18 protein-coding genes, 1 other RNA gene and 1 pseudogene are annotated in these 17,441 nt (G+C 35.8%); 8 read left to right on the forward strand and 12 right to left on the reverse strand.

What is annotated here, in order from left to right:
• Positions 1–31 precede the first annotated feature (31 nt).
• Entirely contained in the window at positions 32–988 is a 957-nt protein-coding gene (locus tag J2Z81_RS01330) for a thymidylate synthase (RefSeq protein WP_226370571.1), read from the reverse strand.
• 172 nt (positions 989–1,160) lie between these two features.
• Positions 1,161–2,830 (reverse strand): annotated as a pseudogene (locus J2Z81_RS01335) (formate--tetrahydrofolate ligase).
• A gap of 349 nt (positions 2,831–3,179) precedes the next feature.
• Here J2Z81_RS01335 and J2Z81_RS01340 point away from each other — a divergent pair.
• A complete protein-coding gene (locus J2Z81_RS01340; protein ID WP_029271210.1) occupies positions 3,180–3,380 on the forward strand; it encodes a cold-shock protein in 201 nt (66 codons plus the stop codon).
• A 58-nt stretch (positions 3,381–3,438) separates the two neighbouring features.
• On the opposite strand, the gene J2Z81_RS01345 is transcribed toward J2Z81_RS01340, so the two are convergent.
• Positions 3,439–3,948 (reverse strand): isoprenylcysteine carboxyl methyltransferase family protein, encoded by a 510-nt coding sequence (locus tag J2Z81_RS01345; RefSeq protein ID WP_029271212.1) that lies wholly within the window; start codon positions 3,946–3,948, stop codon positions 3,439–3,441.
• Positions 3,949–5,034: a type III polyketide synthase gene (locus J2Z81_RS01350; protein WP_226370572.1), complete on the reverse strand. Its 1,086-nt coding sequence runs from the start codon at positions 5,032–5,034 to the stop codon at positions 3,949–3,951.
• 338 nt (positions 5,035–5,372) lie between these two features.
• Between J2Z81_RS01350 and J2Z81_RS01355 the strand changes: the two genes are divergently transcribed.
• From J2Z81_RS01355 to J2Z81_RS01370, 4 genes are all read left to right on the forward strand, one after another.
• On the forward strand, positions 5,373–5,525 hold the full coding sequence (locus tag J2Z81_RS01355; RefSeq protein WP_084179369.1) for a subunit I/II of b(o/a)3-type cytochrome C oxidase: 153 nt from the start codon (positions 5,373–5,375) through the stop codon (positions 5,523–5,525).
• 20 nt (positions 5,526–5,545) lie between these two features.
• Entirely contained in the window at positions 5,546–6,028 is a 483-nt protein-coding gene (locus J2Z81_RS01360; RefSeq protein ID WP_029271216.1) for a cytochrome c oxidase subunit II, read from the forward strand.
• On the forward strand, positions 6,028–7,677 hold the full coding sequence (locus tag J2Z81_RS01365) for a b(o/a)3-type cytochrome-c oxidase subunit 1 (RefSeq protein ID WP_029271218.1): 1,650 nt from the start codon (positions 6,028–6,030) through the stop codon (positions 7,675–7,677). Before J2Z81_RS01360 ends, J2Z81_RS01365 begins: the two co-directional genes overlap by 1 nt.
• A 97-nt stretch (positions 7,678–7,774) precedes the next feature.
• Positions 7,775–8,362, forward strand: coding sequence for an SCO family protein (locus tag J2Z81_RS01370; RefSeq protein ID WP_029271220.1), 588 nt, complete (start codon positions 7,775–7,777; stop codon positions 8,360–8,362).
• 46 nt (positions 8,363–8,408) lie between these two features.
• Here J2Z81_RS01370 and J2Z81_RS01375 read toward each other — a convergent pair whose 3' ends face one another.
• From J2Z81_RS01375 to J2Z81_RS01400, 6 genes are all read right to left on the reverse strand, one after another.
• On the reverse strand, positions 8,409–9,536 hold the full coding sequence (locus tag J2Z81_RS01375) for a THUMP domain-containing class I SAM-dependent RNA methyltransferase (protein ID WP_226370573.1): 1,128 nt from the start codon (positions 9,534–9,536) through the stop codon (positions 8,409–8,411).
• Positions 9,537–9,678: 142 nt separating this feature from the next.
• Positions 9,679–10,052, reverse strand: an RNA gene (gene rnpB / locus J2Z81_RS01380) — RNase P RNA component class B.
• Positions 10,053–10,155: 103 nt separating this feature from the next.
• A complete protein-coding gene (gene gpsB, locus J2Z81_RS01385) occupies positions 10,156–10,464 on the reverse strand; it encodes a cell division regulator GpsB (RefSeq protein WP_038221003.1) in 309 nt (102 codons plus the stop codon).
• A 154-nt stretch (positions 10,465–10,618) separates the two neighbouring features.
• On the reverse strand, positions 10,619–11,026 hold the full coding sequence (locus J2Z81_RS01390) for a cytidine deaminase (protein ID WP_226370574.1): 408 nt from the start codon (positions 11,024–11,026) through the stop codon (positions 10,619–10,621).
• Between the two features lie 44 nt (positions 11,027–11,070).
• Complete coding sequence (locus tag J2Z81_RS01395; protein WP_029267925.1) at positions 11,071–11,421, reverse strand: DUF1798 family protein; 351 nt, start codon at positions 11,419–11,421, stop codon at positions 11,071–11,073.
• A 77-nt stretch (positions 11,422–11,498) separates the two neighbouring features.
• The gene (locus J2Z81_RS01400; protein WP_226370575.1) at positions 11,499–11,723 is read right to left on the reverse strand and encodes a hypothetical protein; all 225 of its coding nucleotides are present in this window, start codon (positions 11,721–11,723) and stop codon (positions 11,499–11,501) included.
• Between the two features lie 163 nt (positions 11,724–11,886).
• Here J2Z81_RS01400 and J2Z81_RS01405 point away from each other — a divergent pair, with 163 nt between their 5' ends.
• From J2Z81_RS01405 to J2Z81_RS01415, 3 genes are all read left to right on the forward strand, one after another.
• Complete coding sequence (locus J2Z81_RS01405; protein ID WP_198020912.1) at positions 11,887–11,991, forward strand: spore protein; 105 nt, start codon at positions 11,887–11,889, stop codon at positions 11,989–11,991.
• Between the two features lie 370 nt (positions 11,992–12,361).
• A complete protein-coding gene (gene recU / locus J2Z81_RS01410) occupies positions 12,362–12,949 on the forward strand; it encodes a Holliday junction resolvase RecU (RefSeq protein WP_226370576.1) in 588 nt (195 codons plus the stop codon).
• A gap of 18 nt (positions 12,950–12,967) precedes the next feature.
• A complete protein-coding gene (locus J2Z81_RS01415; protein ID WP_226370577.1) occupies positions 12,968–15,946 on the forward strand; it encodes a penicillin-binding protein 1A in 2,979 nt (992 codons plus the stop codon).
• A 61-nt stretch (positions 15,947–16,007) separates the two neighbouring features.
• Here J2Z81_RS01415 and nth read toward each other — a convergent pair whose 3' ends face one another.
• Both nth and J2Z81_RS01425 read right to left on the reverse strand, forming a co-directional pair.
• The gene (nth, locus tag J2Z81_RS01420) at positions 16,008–16,658 is read right to left on the reverse strand and encodes an endonuclease III (RefSeq protein WP_226370578.1); all 651 of its coding nucleotides are present in this window, start codon (positions 16,656–16,658) and stop codon (positions 16,008–16,010) included.
• A 1-nt stretch (position 16,659) separates the two neighbouring features.
• Entirely contained in the window at positions 16,660–17,337 is a 678-nt protein-coding gene (locus J2Z81_RS01425) for a DnaD domain-containing protein (protein WP_029267916.1), read from the reverse strand.
• Between the last annotated feature and the right edge of the window lie 104 nt (positions 17,338–17,441).

Raw genomic sequence — 17,441 nt, forward strand, 5'->3', positions numbered from 1 at the left:
GTTTTGATGAAGAATCAAAATTTCTTCACTGTTATACAGCAATCGGCGCTTTAATTGCTGGATGTGGATGGTAATCTGATATAGATAAATCAGACACTTCAAAGTCAAAAATAGATTCCTTATCTTTATTAATATGAAGTGTAGGTAAATTTCTTAAATCACGCTTAAGTTGAGTCTTAACTTGCCCAATGTGATTTGTATAAATGTGTGCATCCCCTAATGTATGAATAAATTCTCCTACTTCTAACTTGCATTCATGTGCAATTAAAGATATTAATAAGGCATAGCTTGCAATATTAAATGGCACACCTAAGAAAATGTCGGCACTACGCTGATATAATTGACAAGAAAGCTTCCCGTCAGCAACATAAAATTGAAACAATGTATGACATGGAGGCAGTGCCATTTGTGGAATATCAGCAGGGTTCCAAGCGGTTACAATATGTCTTCTAGAGTCAGGGTTTGAGCGAATTGAAGCTATTACTTCTTTGAGTTGGTCAATTGTTTTATTATTGGTTGTTTGCCAACTACGCCACTGTTTTCCGTATACAAACCCCAGATCACCGAATTTCTTAGCAAAATGGTCGTCTTCCAGGACCTTTTCTTTAAAGATGTTCATCTGCTGTTCGTATTTTTCTTTGAATCCGGGGTCTTGCTGACTCCGAATACCGAAATTATCCATGTTTGGTCCTTTGTATTCATCACTTTCAACCCACTTTTTAAATGCCCACTCGTTCCAAATATTATTCTTATTTTCCAATAAAAAGCGAATGTTCGTATCACCTTTAATAAACCACAAAAGTTCACTTGCTACTAACCGGAAAGGTATTTTCTTTGTCGTTAACAAAGGAAATCCTTCACTTAAATTAAAACGCATTTGATGTCCAAAAACTGAATAGGTCCCTGTATTAGTACGATCATCTTTCTTAGTTCCATTTTCTAAAATATATCTGCATAAATTTAAATAAGCTTGTTCACCTGTAGTCATACTATCCCTCCAAGTATAAATTATATTACAAGGTATATCATTCAACAATCCATTTTCTGCATAAAGTCTAACATAGTTTGACAAGAAAAAGTTTAATAATTAAAAACAAGTAAGGAGAGTGCATGCCTTACTTGTTTTTAGAATATACGGTATTCGTTAGAGGTGTTTCTCGCTAAAATAAACCGATAACTTTTCCATCATTCGTAACGTCCATGTTTAAAGCAGCTGGATTTTCAGGAAGTCCTGGCATTGTCATCATTTCACCAGTTAGTACAATAATAAACCCTGCACCGATAGAGGGGCGTAATTCTCGGATTGTAATTGTAAATCCCTTAGGTCGACCCAATAAAGAAGGGTCGTCTGATAATGAATATTGTGTTTTCGCCATACACACAGGTAGGTTTCCCCAACCTTCTTTTTCATAAAATGCTATTTGTTTTTTTGCTTGGGCAGATAATTCAATATCTCTTGCACCGTATATTTTTTGTGCAATTTTTCTTATTTTGGTTTCTAACGAATCTTCTAGCGCATAAACGTACTGAAAATTCCTTTTAGCGGAATCTATTTTATTAATTAATTTTTCAGCAAGTTCTATTCCACCTTCTCCCCCGTGCGCCCATACGTCGGTTAATGCAACATCCACATTTCTTGATTCACACCAGCTTTGAATAAAATCTGTTTCTGCCTCCGTATCAGTCGGGAATTTATTAATAGCAACGACATATGGCAGACCAAATTCCTCTATTGTTTCTATATGTTTTTTAAGATTCTCCATACCGGCTTTAAGTGCATCAACACTTTCTGCTGTTAATTGATCAACTGGTACACCACCATGCATTTTTAATGCGCGGACAGTAGCAACAATAACAACTGCCTCTGTATTTATGTTACCGGCACGAGACTTTATATCTAAAAATTTTTCCGCTCCAAGGTCAGCTCCAAATCCAGCTTCTGTAACAACATAATCCCCTAACTTGGAAGCTGTTTTTGTGGCCATGATACTGTTGCAACCGTGTGCTATATTAGCAAATGGCCCCCGTGAATAATAGCGGGTGTATTTTCAATCGTTTGTACTAAGTTAGGCTTTAAAGCATCTTTTAGTAAAACTGTTAAAGCTCCTTCTGCATTTAAATCATGAGCTGTAATTGGTTTTTCATCATATGTGAAACCAATTACGATTCGAGATAATCTTTCCTTTAAATCTGCTAAACTCGTTGACAGGCAAAGGATAGCCATTATTTCTGAGGCTACTGATATATTAAAACCATCTTCTCGGGGAACCCCGCGGGTTGGCCCCCCTAGCCCAACTACAATTTGCCTTAAAGCACGATCATTCATATCCATTACACGTTTCCATTCGATTCTTCTTGGATCAATGTTCAATTCGTTTCCCCGATGAATATGATTATCGATTATGGCAGACAAAGCATTATTTGCGCTTGTAATAGCGTGTAAATCACCAGTGAAATGCAGGTTAATATCTTCCATTGGGAGTACTTGGGAGTAGCCGCCTCCGGCTGCCCCTCCTTTCATTCCCATAACAGGGCCAAGAGAAGGTTCACGTAATGCAATTACAGTTTTTTTACCAATTTTATTTAGTGCTTGTCCAAGTCCGACCGTTACTGTGGATTTTCCTTCACCGGCTGGAGTTGGATTAATGGAGGTTACTAAAATAATTTTACCGTCTGGCCTATCTGATGAATTATCAAACAGCTTTTCTGATAATTTAGCTTTCGTATGACCAATAGGCTCCCAGTCAGTTTCGGTTAAGTTGAGTTCTTCGGCAATCTCACTAATGGGTTTCAGTTTTGCTTGTTGAGCAATTTGTATATCTGTATTCATCACTCCACCCCTTTATCCAATATATATTTATTGTAACTGATTATGGAATTTTTTACACCAATTGTGTGTGAACACGCTTACACTTTATAGTACATTTTATTAAAAATATCGATGGAATATGTGCTAGGACGGATAATTCTTGATGTTTAATCCTTGACTGACATAGTAAAATAGGCTATATTAGACACAAGCAAAGAAGATGTATGGAATCATTAAAGACAAGTAGCTTCAAGTGGAAGTGGATGTAATAGTGATCCCACCTTCTAGTTTGAGGCTGCTTTTTTGATATTCTAGTGATCTGCTTTGTATTAACACGTTTTACGTGAAAGTTTTTAGGAGGATTAAGTACATGGAAAACGGAGTAGTAAAATGGTTTAACGCAGAAAAAGGGTATGGTTTCATTCAAGTTGAAGATGGAGACGATGTATTCGTACACTATTCAGCTATTCAAGAAGAAGGCTTTAAATCTTTAGAAGAAGGCCAACAAGTTACGTTTGAAATTGTGGAAGGCGAACGTGGCCCGCAAGCAGCAAATGTAGTTAAACAATAACAAAGATTATAATAATAGCGGTAATCTTATGGATTACCGCTTTTTTTTGATGTTTCTTTTATGACCTGATAGCTAATGCCTTTTCTTCACTTGGAATTCTTATTCGTAATAAAAGCAGATGAAGTATCGGGAAGATAACGGAAGTAATATATGCGCCAAATAATAAAGGAATAACAAATAATTCAATTGCCACAATAATATAATTTGGGTGTTTTACATATTTGTATGGCCCTTTTTTTATTAATGCTACTCTTGGCAAAACGATTATTTTTGTATTCCAAAATCTGCCTAATGTTGTTATACACCATACTCTTCCTAATTGAGCTGCAATAAAAATAGAGAATAAATATACGTTTAATGAATGTGCTTGATCACTTTGAAAACCAACTTCCAGCATAATTGATAAGAAAAATAAACAATGCAATAACACAAACCATTTATAATGTTCTTCTCCGATTTTTACTCCCCCTTTTGCCATCATCCATTTTTCGTTACTGTTTGCAATTTTTATTTCTACCAGCCGTTGGGTAATAATAAATAGAATCAAACCCCACATCCATACTGCCATTCAATTCCACTCCAATAACAATAATTCTGAACTAAAACCAGGTCCTAGAGCACATAATATACTCTGTTCCTTTTGATTTACACTTTCCTTCATCCATTCAAGCAATACGTACAAGACAGTTGCTGAAGACATATTTCCGTGATTTGCTAACACGTTATGGGAATGCTTCATTTTTGTTTTAGACATATTTAAAACTTCTTCCATTGCCTCTAAAACTTTTTTACCGCCCGGATGGGCAATGATTGAATGTATTTGATGTCGGTCCAATTTAGACTTTTGAATAAAAGCGGTTATGTGATCTTTCCATAATGTTTTGACAAGCGAGGGAATACTTTTTGAAAAAATTACTTCTAACCCCCTTGTTGATATTTTCCATCCCATAATAGAAAGACTGTCTTTTTTTGTGAAAGAGCTTGTTTTAGTGATTTTTGGAGTTGTTTTTTTTCGGTGATTTAAATAAGGAGACCTTTCTCCCATAAGTAAGACTGCACCTATGCCATCTCCAAAAAGAGCTGTTCCAATTAAGTTGCTTTTTGAAAAATCATCTTTCTGAAAGGTGAGACTGCATAGTTCACAACAAACAAGAAGAACACTTTTTTCTGGGTGGGCAGTTAACCAATCAAATGCACGTGCTAATCCGATGGCTCCCCCCGCACATCCTAATCCCCAAAGCGGCATCCGGTTAATATCTTCTCGGAAAGGCCGCTCATTTAATAAATGTGCATCAAGAGAGGGTGTTGCAATTCCAGTACTTGATACAAACATAATCATATCGATAGCATTGTATGGAATATCTTCGGTTAAAAATTCCTTGTTTGCTAGGCAATGATCGATTGCGTGCAGCGAATATTCTTTAGCATATTTTTGATATAAGTTATTTTTTTCTTCGAAGGTGTGAAGTTGCTTAAACCAATTTTCTTCGACTACTAATTGTCTTTCATTGATCTCTGCCCTGTCAAAAACGGGAAGTAATCGATTAATTTCTTTTTCTGGATAAGGAAAGATGTTTTTCACTAAGTTCTTAACCTTGTCTTGAGATATAACATGTTGCGGAATTCCTAAGCCAATAGAACTGATATAAGACATATATCCCAACCTCCTCCTTAGATGTCCTCCTTGTAATTTATCTTGTTTATTCTTCACGTAATGAGATAATTTTATCCTTTATTTCAAAAAATATACATTTTATTGTCACGTATCATTCACAAACTTTTCTAACCTAATGGTTAGAAAAATCTCATGAAAACAGTATACAAGCGTTATTGAAGACTTTGTGAATTCCTGTGAATTAAGACAAATTTTGCTTTCAATTTATGTATGATGAATGTAGGGTATACAACACAAAATTAAAGGGGTGAATGTAAGTCAAGAAAGACTTTACGAATGATGCAGGAAAGAATTAAAAAAGAAAGGAGAACTATTTTATGCCTAAAGCTCAAGTTAATCAGCAATCCCTAAAAAAAGATGCAAGTGAAGATAAAACTTCTTTAAAGGGTACTTTTGTTTCAGTAATGCTTTTAGGAGGTTTCATTATATTATCTTGGCTGGGAGTATGGGGCCTCTATATATCACGTTAGCGAAAAGGAGTTAAGAACCTATGAATATGCATAAATATGAAAAGATTTGGCTATTATTTGGAACTGCTACTTTACTTATTTTTCTAATCGTAGTTGGTATAAGTGCATTTTATATGGGAAATCAACCCCCCAGTTGCGCTGTTACATTAAATCCTGAAAAGGTTCACGCAACAGCACCATTTGATGATCCAGGTCTGAAAAAAATAGGTGATAACGAATATCAGCTTACCGTCGTTGCATCTGCTTTCAATTACGATGTCGGTACAGACGATAAAATTGTTCAAATTCCTAAAGGAGCAACAGTTCATTTTAATGCAACGACTACGGATGTTGTACATGGATTTGAATTAGCTGGAACGAATGTAAACATGATGCTTGAACCAGGGTATATCAGCACTTATACAAATACATTTAATAAAGCGGGAAAACACACCCTCTTATGTAACGAATATTGTGGTACAGGGCACCATTTAATGTCTGCAACAATTGAGGTGGTGGAATAATGATGAAGGTTATGAAGGGGATTCATTCTGCGGATGCTAAGTTAACTATGGCACATATGTATGTGGCTTTTTTTGCCCTTTTAATCGGAGCAACAGCGGGTTTAATGCAAACCCTTGTCCGGTCTGGGAAAGTTACATTGCCGGCAGGTATCGGCTATTATCAAATATTGACGCTTCACGGAGTTGTACTCGGACTTGTTTTAACAACCTTTTTTATATTAGGATTTTTGGTAGCTACACAAAGTAAAACAGCGGGAAAATACAGCTCAGGAGAACGTAAATGGGCTTGGGCTGGATTTTGGATGATGACAGCTGGAGTTGTAACTACAGCTACCTTCATTTTATTAAATGAAGCTTCTGTCCTTTATACGTTTTATGCACCTTTAAAAGCACATCCGGGCTTTTATATCGGGTTAGCATTAGTTATTATTGGAAGCTGGTTTGTAGGTTTTGTTATCTTCCATCGCCATGCACGATGGAGAAAAGAGAATCGCGGAGAGCGAACACCATTATTAAGTTATATGGCCGTTATAACCATGTTAATGTGGCAAATAGCAACATTAGGTGTTGCAGCGACTGTGTTACTGCAATTTCTGCCTTGGTCACTTGGATTCACAGAAACAATTGATGTGCTTGTAAGCCGTACATTATTCTGGTATTTTGGTCATCCACTCGTCTATTTTTGGTTACTGCCTGCTTATATGGCCTGGTATGCCATTATTCCTAAAATAGTAGGCGGAAAAATTTTTTCAGATTCCTTAGCACGGTTATCGTTTATTTTGCTCTTATTATTTTCTATTCCAGTAGGATTCCATCATCAGTTAACAGAACCTGGTATTGATCCATTCTGGAAATATCTTCAGGTTGTATTAACGTTCCTAGTTGTAATCCCATCTCTGATGACTGCATTTTCTTTATTTGCTACCTTTGAAGCTAGAGGTCGTGAGTTAGGTGCAAAAGGTTTATTTGGCTGGCTTAAGAAGATGCCTTGGAAAGATGTTCGCTTTTTAGCTCCATTTATCGGTATGGTTTGGTTTATACCAGGTGGTGCTGGCGGGATTATCAACGCATCCAACCAAATGAACCAAGTTGTGCATAACACAATATGGGTAACAGGGCATTTTCATTTAACCGCGGCCACTTCTGTTATTTTAACATTTTTTGGAATAGCTTACTGGTTAATCCCTTCCATGACCGGCCGGAAATTAACTGCAAAAATGAATAAGTGGGGAATTATTCAAACTATTGTCTGGTCTGTTGGTATGGCTATAATGTCAGGGGCTATGCACTGGCAAGGTTTGCTTGGTGGCCCACGTCGTTCTGCTTATTCCGAGTATGCGGGTAATGCTGATACAGCAAGTTGGGGTGCTTATCAAATTGCACAGGCTATTGGCGGATCGATTCTTTTTATCGGTATGATTATCATGTTGGTTATTTTTGTTAATTTAGCCTTCTTTGCACCTAAAGGAAAAGAGGAATTTCCAATTGCTGTAGTTGGTGAAACTTCCGGAACTACGCCTAAGGTACTTGAAAATTGGAAGCTTTGGATCGGGGTGACAGTCGCATTAATTTTATTTGCTTATACGATTCCGTTTATTGATATTATCCAAAACGCACCTCCAGGATCTAAAGGTTTTAGACTCTGGTAATACGGGGGAATTTTTTCGTCCCCCCTTCTTTCTATTTCTTTGACATTATAGAAATGAAACATTGCTACTATCATTTTTATTATTGGAGGTAAACAGCTTGAAAAAATTATATATTATTTTCGGGGCTTTGTTGATACTGGGAATTTCATCAGGAATCTTTTATTTAAAAGTCATTAAACCGGGAAGCGCTGAATTACCTGAAGATGTTGTCATGGAGACCGCATTTAATGAAGAGTACTCTTTTGCCGATATGCCGAAAAAAGCACGCCTAATTGAATTTATGTATACAAATTGTCCTGATGTTTGTCCTACAACCACATTAGAAATGTCAAAACTTCGGCATAAGCTGATGGAAGAAGGCGTGTTTGGTGATAAAGTGGAGTTCATTACGATAACAATCAATCCAGAACACGACACGAATGAAGTATTAAGAGATTATGCAAGCAGATTTGAAGTTACTACGCCAGAAGATGGCTGGGTGTTTCTAAGAAGTTCAGAAGAGGATACAAAAAAAGTTGCTGATGCATTTGACTTTTTATATAGAGATCCAGGAACTGGTGATATTATCCATTCTACGTTTACTTACTTCCTGGATGAGAATAATAATTTAGTTGAAAAATTCACAATGGGTGATGGTTTTAATAAAGATAAAGTTTATAAAAGAATTATGAACACTATAAGTTAAAAGTATTCAGTGGAGAGCTTTGCTCCACTGAATACTTTTAATTTTTTTATTTTTTGCCAAAGTACTGATAGTAATCGGTGCGAATAAAACCATTAAATAACTTTCTCTTTTTTGTGGCTTTTTGTCCATATTCTTTTTCAAAATCTTCAAATGCAGTTAATATATATACACTCCATGTTGGATGTTTATACATAATAGAACCAAGGTCTTTATAAATTTTTGCAGCTGCTTTTTTATCCCCGATTCGTTCTCCATAAGGAGGATTTCCAATAATATATCCGTTTTCTTTACGAATAAATAAATCCTTTACTTGCATTTGTTTCCAGCTTATAAGCTCCCCTAAGCCTGCTTCTTGTGCATTGTCATTTGCTATTTTTACAACATTATGATCAATATCAGATCCAATTATATCTAAATGCTGATCGTAATTTGCCAAGTCCTCCATTTCTTCAAATGCCTCATCCCATAGCGTATTTTTAATAAAGAACCAGTCCTCTGAGGCAAATTCTCTGTTAAAACCGGGAGCAATATTTTGTCCAATTAAGGAAGCTTCAATTGGTATGGTTCCTGAACCGCAAAAAGGATCAATTAATGTGTAGTCTGGCCTCCAATTTGTCAGCATAACAAGTGCTGCAGCAAGTGTTTCTTTTAGAGGGGCTTCTCCTTGGCCAATACGATAACCTCTTTTATGTAGCCCTACTCCTGATGTATCTATGGTTAACATAGCATTGTCTTTATGTAATGCTACCTCTATTTTATATAATGGACCCGTCTCAGGCATTTTTGTTGCCAGACCGTATTTTAATTTTAATCGCTCTGCAATTGCCTTTTTGGTAATTGCTTGGCAGTCCGGAACACTATATAAAGTAGATTTTATAGATTTACCAGATACGGGAAACCTTCCGTCTTCCGGAATAAATTGTTCCCAAGGTAAAGCTTTCGTAGATTCAAAAAGCTCATCGAAAGTCTTAGCAGTAAACGAACCGACTAATAATTTTACACGATCTGCCGTACGCAACCATAAATTACAACGTGGAATAGCTGATACAGGAGCATCAAACAGGACCATACCATTTTCGATTTTCACCTCATAGCCCAGCTGTCTAACCTCTTTTGCCACAATAGATTCCAATCCCATTGCAGCGGTTGCAATTAACGTTATATGTTTATTCATTTTCCCTTTCCTTTCCTAACCATATTAAATTAGTTTTAGTTTATCATATTGTTAGGAAAAAAATAAAAAAGAAATAAAAAAATCTTTTTTACATTCGTGTTGTAAAAAAGATTTTGTACGTATATTTTGCGACCGCAGTATACTCGATAAGCCATGTTCTGTTCCATTGTACTGAAGCGGTGGTCAGCCTTGTACTCCGGTTGTAATCATCTATCTACAAGTTTATTACTTGTCCCTCTTTCGGTTGATTTCCCTAATCAAGGATGCCCCTACCATTGTTTGGGTTGCTCACTCGTGGGGTTTACCCGTTCCACCCAGCATGTTTCCATCCTGGCTACGTCACTGTGGCACTTTCAAGGAATATTCCATATCCAATGGACTTAGGAATATTTCCTGCCGTTAACCAAAAAGGTTACCTTAACTTATGAATTCGTTAAGCACGAACACTACAAACATCTCAGTTTGTGTGAGCATGGACTTTCCTCTACACTTAGTGTGCAGCGATTACATGAGTATACATACCATATTCTATTTGTTATTATACCATAAAAACTTTTATAAAGCTTTTACAAAATGTGGAAAATGATCCATCAATGGATAACTGCGTTTTTAATAACACTTAAGCTTCTGCATCTGCCTCCGCATATTTTTTACCAAAAACTGCTTTTTCCAAATTGGAGAGTCTTTTTAAAACATCATAATTTACTTGCTGATTTGAATTAGCAGTTCTTGATCTGGTTTGGTCACTGGCTTTCCTAAGCCGTTCATTTTCTTGCTGAAGTTTTTCTAGTTCTTGTTGAAAGGCATCATAATCTTGGATAATTTTATCTAAAAATTCATCTACTTCTTCCTGATTGTAACCACGCATTGCTGTTTTAAAGTCTTTTTCAAGAATATCTTTTCCACTAAGCTGAATACCTGAACTCAATTTGATCACCCCATATTTTATACAAATCATTTCTATTTTTTCAAACAACGACCCTAAAGTCAATTTTATGATGATAATCCTATATTATGCCTAGTATAGTTTATATACCATTATAGCATTAAAAAAGAAAGCTGAAAATATCAGCTTCCATTTATTATGTCGATTCGTACTTTAAATCACCTGACTGGAACGAAAATGGCAACAAATCTTCCAACGTTATTGTTTTTGTCTGCTGAGTTAGGTTTGATAAATGAATATTCATAGAGCTATCAAAGAATTCGCTCATTACTTGTCGGCAAGAACCGCAAGGAGGCACTGGTCTGTCTGTATCAGCTATGACAGCCATCTCAAGAAATTCATTTTCACCATTTGAAATAGCTTTAAATATTGCAACTCGTTCTGCACAGCAAGTGACCGGATAGGCAGCATTTTCAATATTGCAGCCTGTATATATTTTACCGGAACTAGTGCGTACTGCAGCTCCGACAGGAAATTCTGAATACGGTACATACGCTTTGCTTCTTATTGATTTAGCTTCTGCAATTAATTGATCTTTAGACATTTGTGCTACTCCTTACTTAACTATTGTTAGGAAGAATTTAGTTTTTACTCTAATTCTCTAATAAGTTGTGCCAATATATAGTGGATGGAGTGGTTTAGTTCCATGTAGCGTCTGCGTTTAACATCTATATAGTAGCTATGCATTAATAACAGCTCCATATTTTCTTTTGTGGATGAAATTTGGTGCGGATGTACATTTACTTTCCTATCTTTAATTGTTTGCAGTGCTTCTTTCTCCCACTTCTCTATGAGCCTGTATACTGGTAATGTTTCCTCTTTAACCTTTAAAAAGAATTCTTTATCGCTTTTACTTTCAGGAGGGCTATTTTTTTCATAAATTTTCATTAAATAATCAAGATGTTGCTTAAACTGTTTGGTTTGTTCGATTAATTGCATGACAAAGACCGCCTTTTAGTACAATGCTTTATTCATCTTGATTTATTTTAACATTTTTAAGAAAATATAGCATCAAATTAAGTATACGATGGTCCCCCTTTCATTCGTTCTACCATCATTTCAATAAAATGTATTTCATTTTGCTGATGTTGGAAATGAAGTAAGATGTTGTTTTCGACCTTTATTGTTAACTGTTGGTCCATTAATCGTACTTGTTCGGAAATGTGTTGAAGCGACTTTTCAAACTCAGTTTTCGGTACGCCATTTTGCATTTGATCATTCTCATTAACTGCAAAAGTCATTTTTACCTCCACCTTTTTTTGATTGCTTAAGTCGCTATATTCGCTATAAGTAATAAACCTCCTTCATGTTCGACAAAACTAGAAGGAAAAGCACAAAACAAGTGTAGAAAACTCATTTTTTTATTATAAATAGACAAACTATCTAAGAAAGGAGGTAATTTTAATGAAAAGTCAAAGCAAGCAACAGAAAATGGAAAATCATCATAAGAAGAAATCCCTTAAAACTGGTGATAAAAAATTAAACGGGCCTAATCGTCCCGCAACATAAAGGATTAAAAATTGCTATCACCTTCACCTTAAAAGAATTGTCAATAATGGCAAACGCTTTTAAGGTGAAGGTGAATGAAAGAACTTTTATATGCCCCCTCATTTACTTCATTCATTACGAATATTATCATGCCCACCATACTAAAGTTTTTTTATGCTTGTGAAATTGCATACAAATGGGAACGGTGTATTTCAAATATTTTACCTGAAATTATGCGTATTTATTGGTTTTGATATATAATAAAGTTAGTTTCGTACATTTACTCTATTATTATTCAGATTTAATAAGGAAATGCCACAGAATTTATTTATAATTATCAAGTATTCGTTTTTCTGGTATGATACTGTAATATACTTAGGGGGACATCTATATGAATTATCCAAATGGAAAAAAGGCAGTATTACATCAGGAAGCAAAAGGTCAAGGAAAACAAAACTATAGTAATCGGGGGATGACTTTAGAAGAAGATATTAATCATACGAATGCTTATTATTTGACTAGTGATAAGGCAATTATTCATAAAAAACCAACCCCAGTTCAAATTGTAAACGTTCATTACCCAAAAAGAAGCGCAGCCGTTATTACTGAGGGATATTTTAAGCAGGCATCTACCACTGATTATAATGGCATATATCGAAATAGATATATTGATTTTGAAGCAAAAGAAACGAGGAATAAGACATTGTTTCCGTTATCGAATATACACGAACATCAAATCGAACATATGGAATCTATTGTAAACCATGGTGGAATATGTTTCTTAATAGTCCGTTTTACCGCCTTCAATGAAACGTACTACATCAAAGCTGAAACACTCTTGTCTTATTGGAAAGATAAATTAAATGGGGGCAGAAAATCAATTCCATATTCTGCAATAAAACAGGAGGGCTACCAGATACCATTTCAATATCAAGCCAGGGTTGATTATTTAAAAGTCATAGATAAGCTTTACTTTTAGATTGGAGGAATATGAGCAATGGCAGATAAACGCCAAACTCGTACAGCACGAAGGAAGCAAAATAAACCAAAAAAGAAACCAATTTGGAAAAAGATATTATACACATTATTGAGCATTGTTTTAGCAATTGGAATCGGTGTTGGAGCCCTCTTTACGTATTATATTGCCACAGCACCCCCAATTGACGAAGCTAAGCTATCAGATCCATTTCCATCCGTTGTCCTGGATCAAGACGGTGAAGTAGTAGAAAGTTTAGGTAAAGAACAGCGGACGAAAATTGAATATGAGGATTTACCGCAAGTATTAATTGATGCTGTAGTAGCAACCGAAGACTCCCGATTTTTTAAACACAGTGGGATTGATATACGAAGAATTGCGGGTGCAATTAAAGCTAATATAACAGAGGGTTTCGGATCAGAAGGAGCCAGTACGATAACCCAACAAGTTGTTGAAAATTCTTTCTTAACACCTGATAAGAAAATAAAGCTTAAAGTTCAAGAGCAATGGTTGGCTCTACAATTAGAACGTAAATATTCAAAAGAAGAAATTTTAGAGATGTACTTAAATAAAATATTTTACGGTAGTGGCGCATATGGCGTAGCTAAAGCTTCAGAAGTTTATTTTGGTAAAACAGATTTAAACGAACTAACGATCCCTGAAGCAGCTATACTTGCAGGATTGCCACAGCGACCATCTGCTTATAATCCGTACGAAAATCCGGAGTTAACGAAAGAAAGAATGAATACGGTATTAAATTTAATGGTTAGACATGGGAAAATTTCTGAAAAAGAAGCAGAAGAAGCTAGGCAGGTTGATATTGAATCATTATTAGCTGGCAAACGCCCTGATCCAAATCTATATGAAGCTTTTATCCAACAAGTTGAAAAAGAAGTTGAAGAAAAAGTTGACGGGGCTAATATAAATACAGATGGTTTAAAGATTCATACGACATTGGATCAAGATGCACAGAAACATGTAGAGTCTTTATTAACGGATAGTGATGAAAACCCTATCCCCTACCCTGAAGAAGTAGTAGATGATGAAGGAAATAAGCATGACATGCAAGCCGGTATGGTTGTATTAGATACACAAACAGGAGCTATACAAGCGATCGGCGGCAGACGTAATAGTGAAAAAATTGGTGGTTATAATTACGCAATTGATGGTGGGAGACAGCCGGGTTCCACATTTAAACCGATTATAGCTTTCGGTCCGGCAATTGAGTATAATAAATGGTCCACCTATCATCAAATTAATGATGATCAGCCATATCAAATTGCGGGATCTAATAAAACAATTGATAACTGGAATAAACAGCATGAAGGATGGATGTCAGCACGTTACGCATTAAGTAAATCACTAAACGTACCGACATTAAAAACGTTTGATGAAGTAGGATACGATAAAGCACAGCAGTTTGCTAAGGGACTTGGACTAAACTTTAAAGATGACAAGCTTGCCCTTACAGATGCAATTGGTGGTTCCGGGTCGTTATTTACACCTCTTGAAGTGGCTGGTGCTTATCGAGCTTTTGGAAATGAAGGAATCTATAATGAACCATATGCTGTTACGAAAGTAGAATTTCCAGATGGTAAGACAGTTGATTTAAAACCAGAATCAGAAGCTGTTATGTCTGATTACACTGCATATATGGTTACGGATATGCTAAAAACTGTTATGAGTGAAGGGACTGGAGTTGAAGCGAATATACCCGGACTTCATGTAGCTGGAAAAACCGGTACCACGAATCGAAAAAATGTTGATGGAAGTCCTGATTCATGGTTTAGTGGGTATACGACAGATTATACAATCTCTATATGGACCGGCTACGACGATAATAATATTCCATTACCGAATACAAAGATTCCACATGCCTTATTTAAAAATACAATGACAGAGTTATCAAAGGATAAGGAAACAAAAGACTTTGTAAAACCGGATTCCGTTGTTGAGGTTGATGTGGAAAAGGGATCCAACCCAGCTAAATTACCAAGCAGTCATACACCAAGTGATAAAATTATCACTGAATTGTTTGTTAAAGGGCACGAACCAGATAAAACATCAGAGAAATTCGATAAGCTAGATCCAGTCAGTAATCTATCTGCAACATATGATGAGGATAGTAATTCCATTAAAGTAAGTTGGGATTATAATTCGAAAGATGATATTGAATTTGAGGTTAGCGCAAGTGTAAATGGTGGCGGAATGAAAGGTATTTCATCTACAGAAGATAAATCCATCGAAATATCGGAAGTTGAAAAAGATGCTGAATACGAAATTCAAGTTGTTGCAGTTAATACGGAAACCTCAAGTAAAAGTGAACCAAAGACAACGAAGGTAAAACTCTCAGACGAAGAGGATGAAGATATACCTTCTGTATCTGATTTAAGTGCAAAATATAATGAAGATAAAAAAGTGATTGATGTGACTTGGGCTTATGATGGACCATCTGCTTCATTTGAAGTAGAAGTATCACCAGGTGGGCAAACTCAAACAGTGAGTTCCAATGGTATAGAAGTCGGTGGTGCTACTCCTGGCGAAACCTATACCATTACTGTGACTTCAATAGGGAAAGATAATGATAATAAAGGTGATAGTCAAAGTACAAAAATATCGATTCCTGATGATGAAACAAGCGAAGGTGAAGAACCAGAAGACCCGAACGAGGAAGAAGAAAATGACTCTGAATCTGAGACAGACGAAAATAATGATCAAAAAGAAAGCATAGATGAAGAGGAAAACCAAAATACCGATAATGAAAATAGTCAAGATGGTCAGGAACAAGAAAATCAGCAGGAAGATCAAGATAAAGAACAAGAAGATCCACAAAGTGATCAAGGACAGGATCAGGATCAAGAACAAAATCAAGACCAAGATAAAGAACAAGAATCAAATAATCAGGAACAGCAACAGAATGATGAGGAACAAACAGATCAAAGTGATCAACAAGGAGATACGAACTCAAGTCCCTCTGATAATAATGCTGATAGAGAATAACAAAAAAGAGGCATTCCCTATGACAATTTAGGGAAGGCCTCTTTTCTATTGTAGTTAGATGTCACTTCGTTTTTTTCAACCTCTTTTTCCCTTCACGGCATAGGTCTAACAAAGGGCATGTTGGGCACTCAGGATTTCTAGCTTTACAATGGTAACGACCAAAAAAGATCATACGATGATGCGTTTCCCCCCACTCTTCCATTGGTACTTTTTTCATTAGAGTTTTTTCTACTTCTAATACGGAGTCTTTCCATCTGCAAAAGGCTAAACGTTTAGCAACCCGTTCTACATGCGTATCGACTGCGATTGCTGGTTCCTTAAATGCGACGGAAGCTACTACATTTGCAGTTTTTCTACCTACACCTGCAAGTTTCATTAGTTCTGTTTTAGAGTTAGGAACTTCTCCCCCATAATCATCTATTAAGGATTGACATAATTTGCGGATATTTTTTGCCTTATTTCGATAAAGTCCGATTGAACGGATGTCTTCTTGTAATTCTTCTAAGGGTACAGACAGATAATCCTCTGGTGTTTTATACTTTTTAAACAGATCCTTGGTTACTTTATTTACAAGTACATCTGTACATTGAGCAGATAGTAGTACAGCGATAACAAGTTCAAATGGATTCGAGTGGGTCAATTCACATTCTGCACGAGGAAACATGTCCCTCATGACATCTAAACAATGGGATATTTCTTTTTTATTTAACATATCATTCCTCGCTCTCCAACCAATTGTAATAAAATGATGTATCTCTTTTTGCATTGTTATTGGGTTTCATCACCTGTTTATCACGAAATGATTTGCTTTCTTCTCGAGCTTGTTCGACAGAATGTATTCCTTTCTTTTGCCAATCTCTTAGTATACGATCAATGTATTTGAAATTTAACTTTCCCATTAATACGGATTCTCTCAGCCCGGCTTTTATTAATGATGGGGCTATTTTATCCGCATCTAGCCATGAATTAATTGTTTCGATTTCAAAAGGTGAGAGCGGTCTCCCAAATTCTTGTTCAAATAAAATAAATATAGTTCCATCCAAATTTTCCTTTTCTATTTTTTTTTCATTAAAGAGCTTTTCCCATAGTGGATTGAGACAATACGCTTCACTTAATTGGTTTTGATTATTTTCCGTTTGTTCAATGGTAAGCAAATCTTTCTGAATAAGTCTTCGAAGTATGTTTGCACATTCTTTTTCATTTACTGTTAAGTATGACGAAAGATCAGCCGGAGTAGGAAAATCGTTATTTTCAAGCAAAAAGCGATGTAGCTGTAAAACAACCATTACTTCTTTCTCGTTCATTCCTAGGGATTTATAAGATGTGAGCAACTTTGTTGGAATTTGGATTTGATTTAATAATAATTGTTGAATCGAAAGGGATTTTGTCATTATATAACACCTCATTCTAAGTATATCATGTAAAAATAAACAGATGTCATATGAAAATCCCTTGCTAAAATTTCATGCAAGGGATTTTTAATTCCATTTAGTAT

The sequence above is a fragment of the Virgibacillus alimentarius genome, assembly GCF_017874635.1.
Lineage (GTDB): Bacteria > Bacillota > Bacilli > Bacillales > Amphibacillaceae > Virgibacillus_B > Virgibacillus_B alimentarius.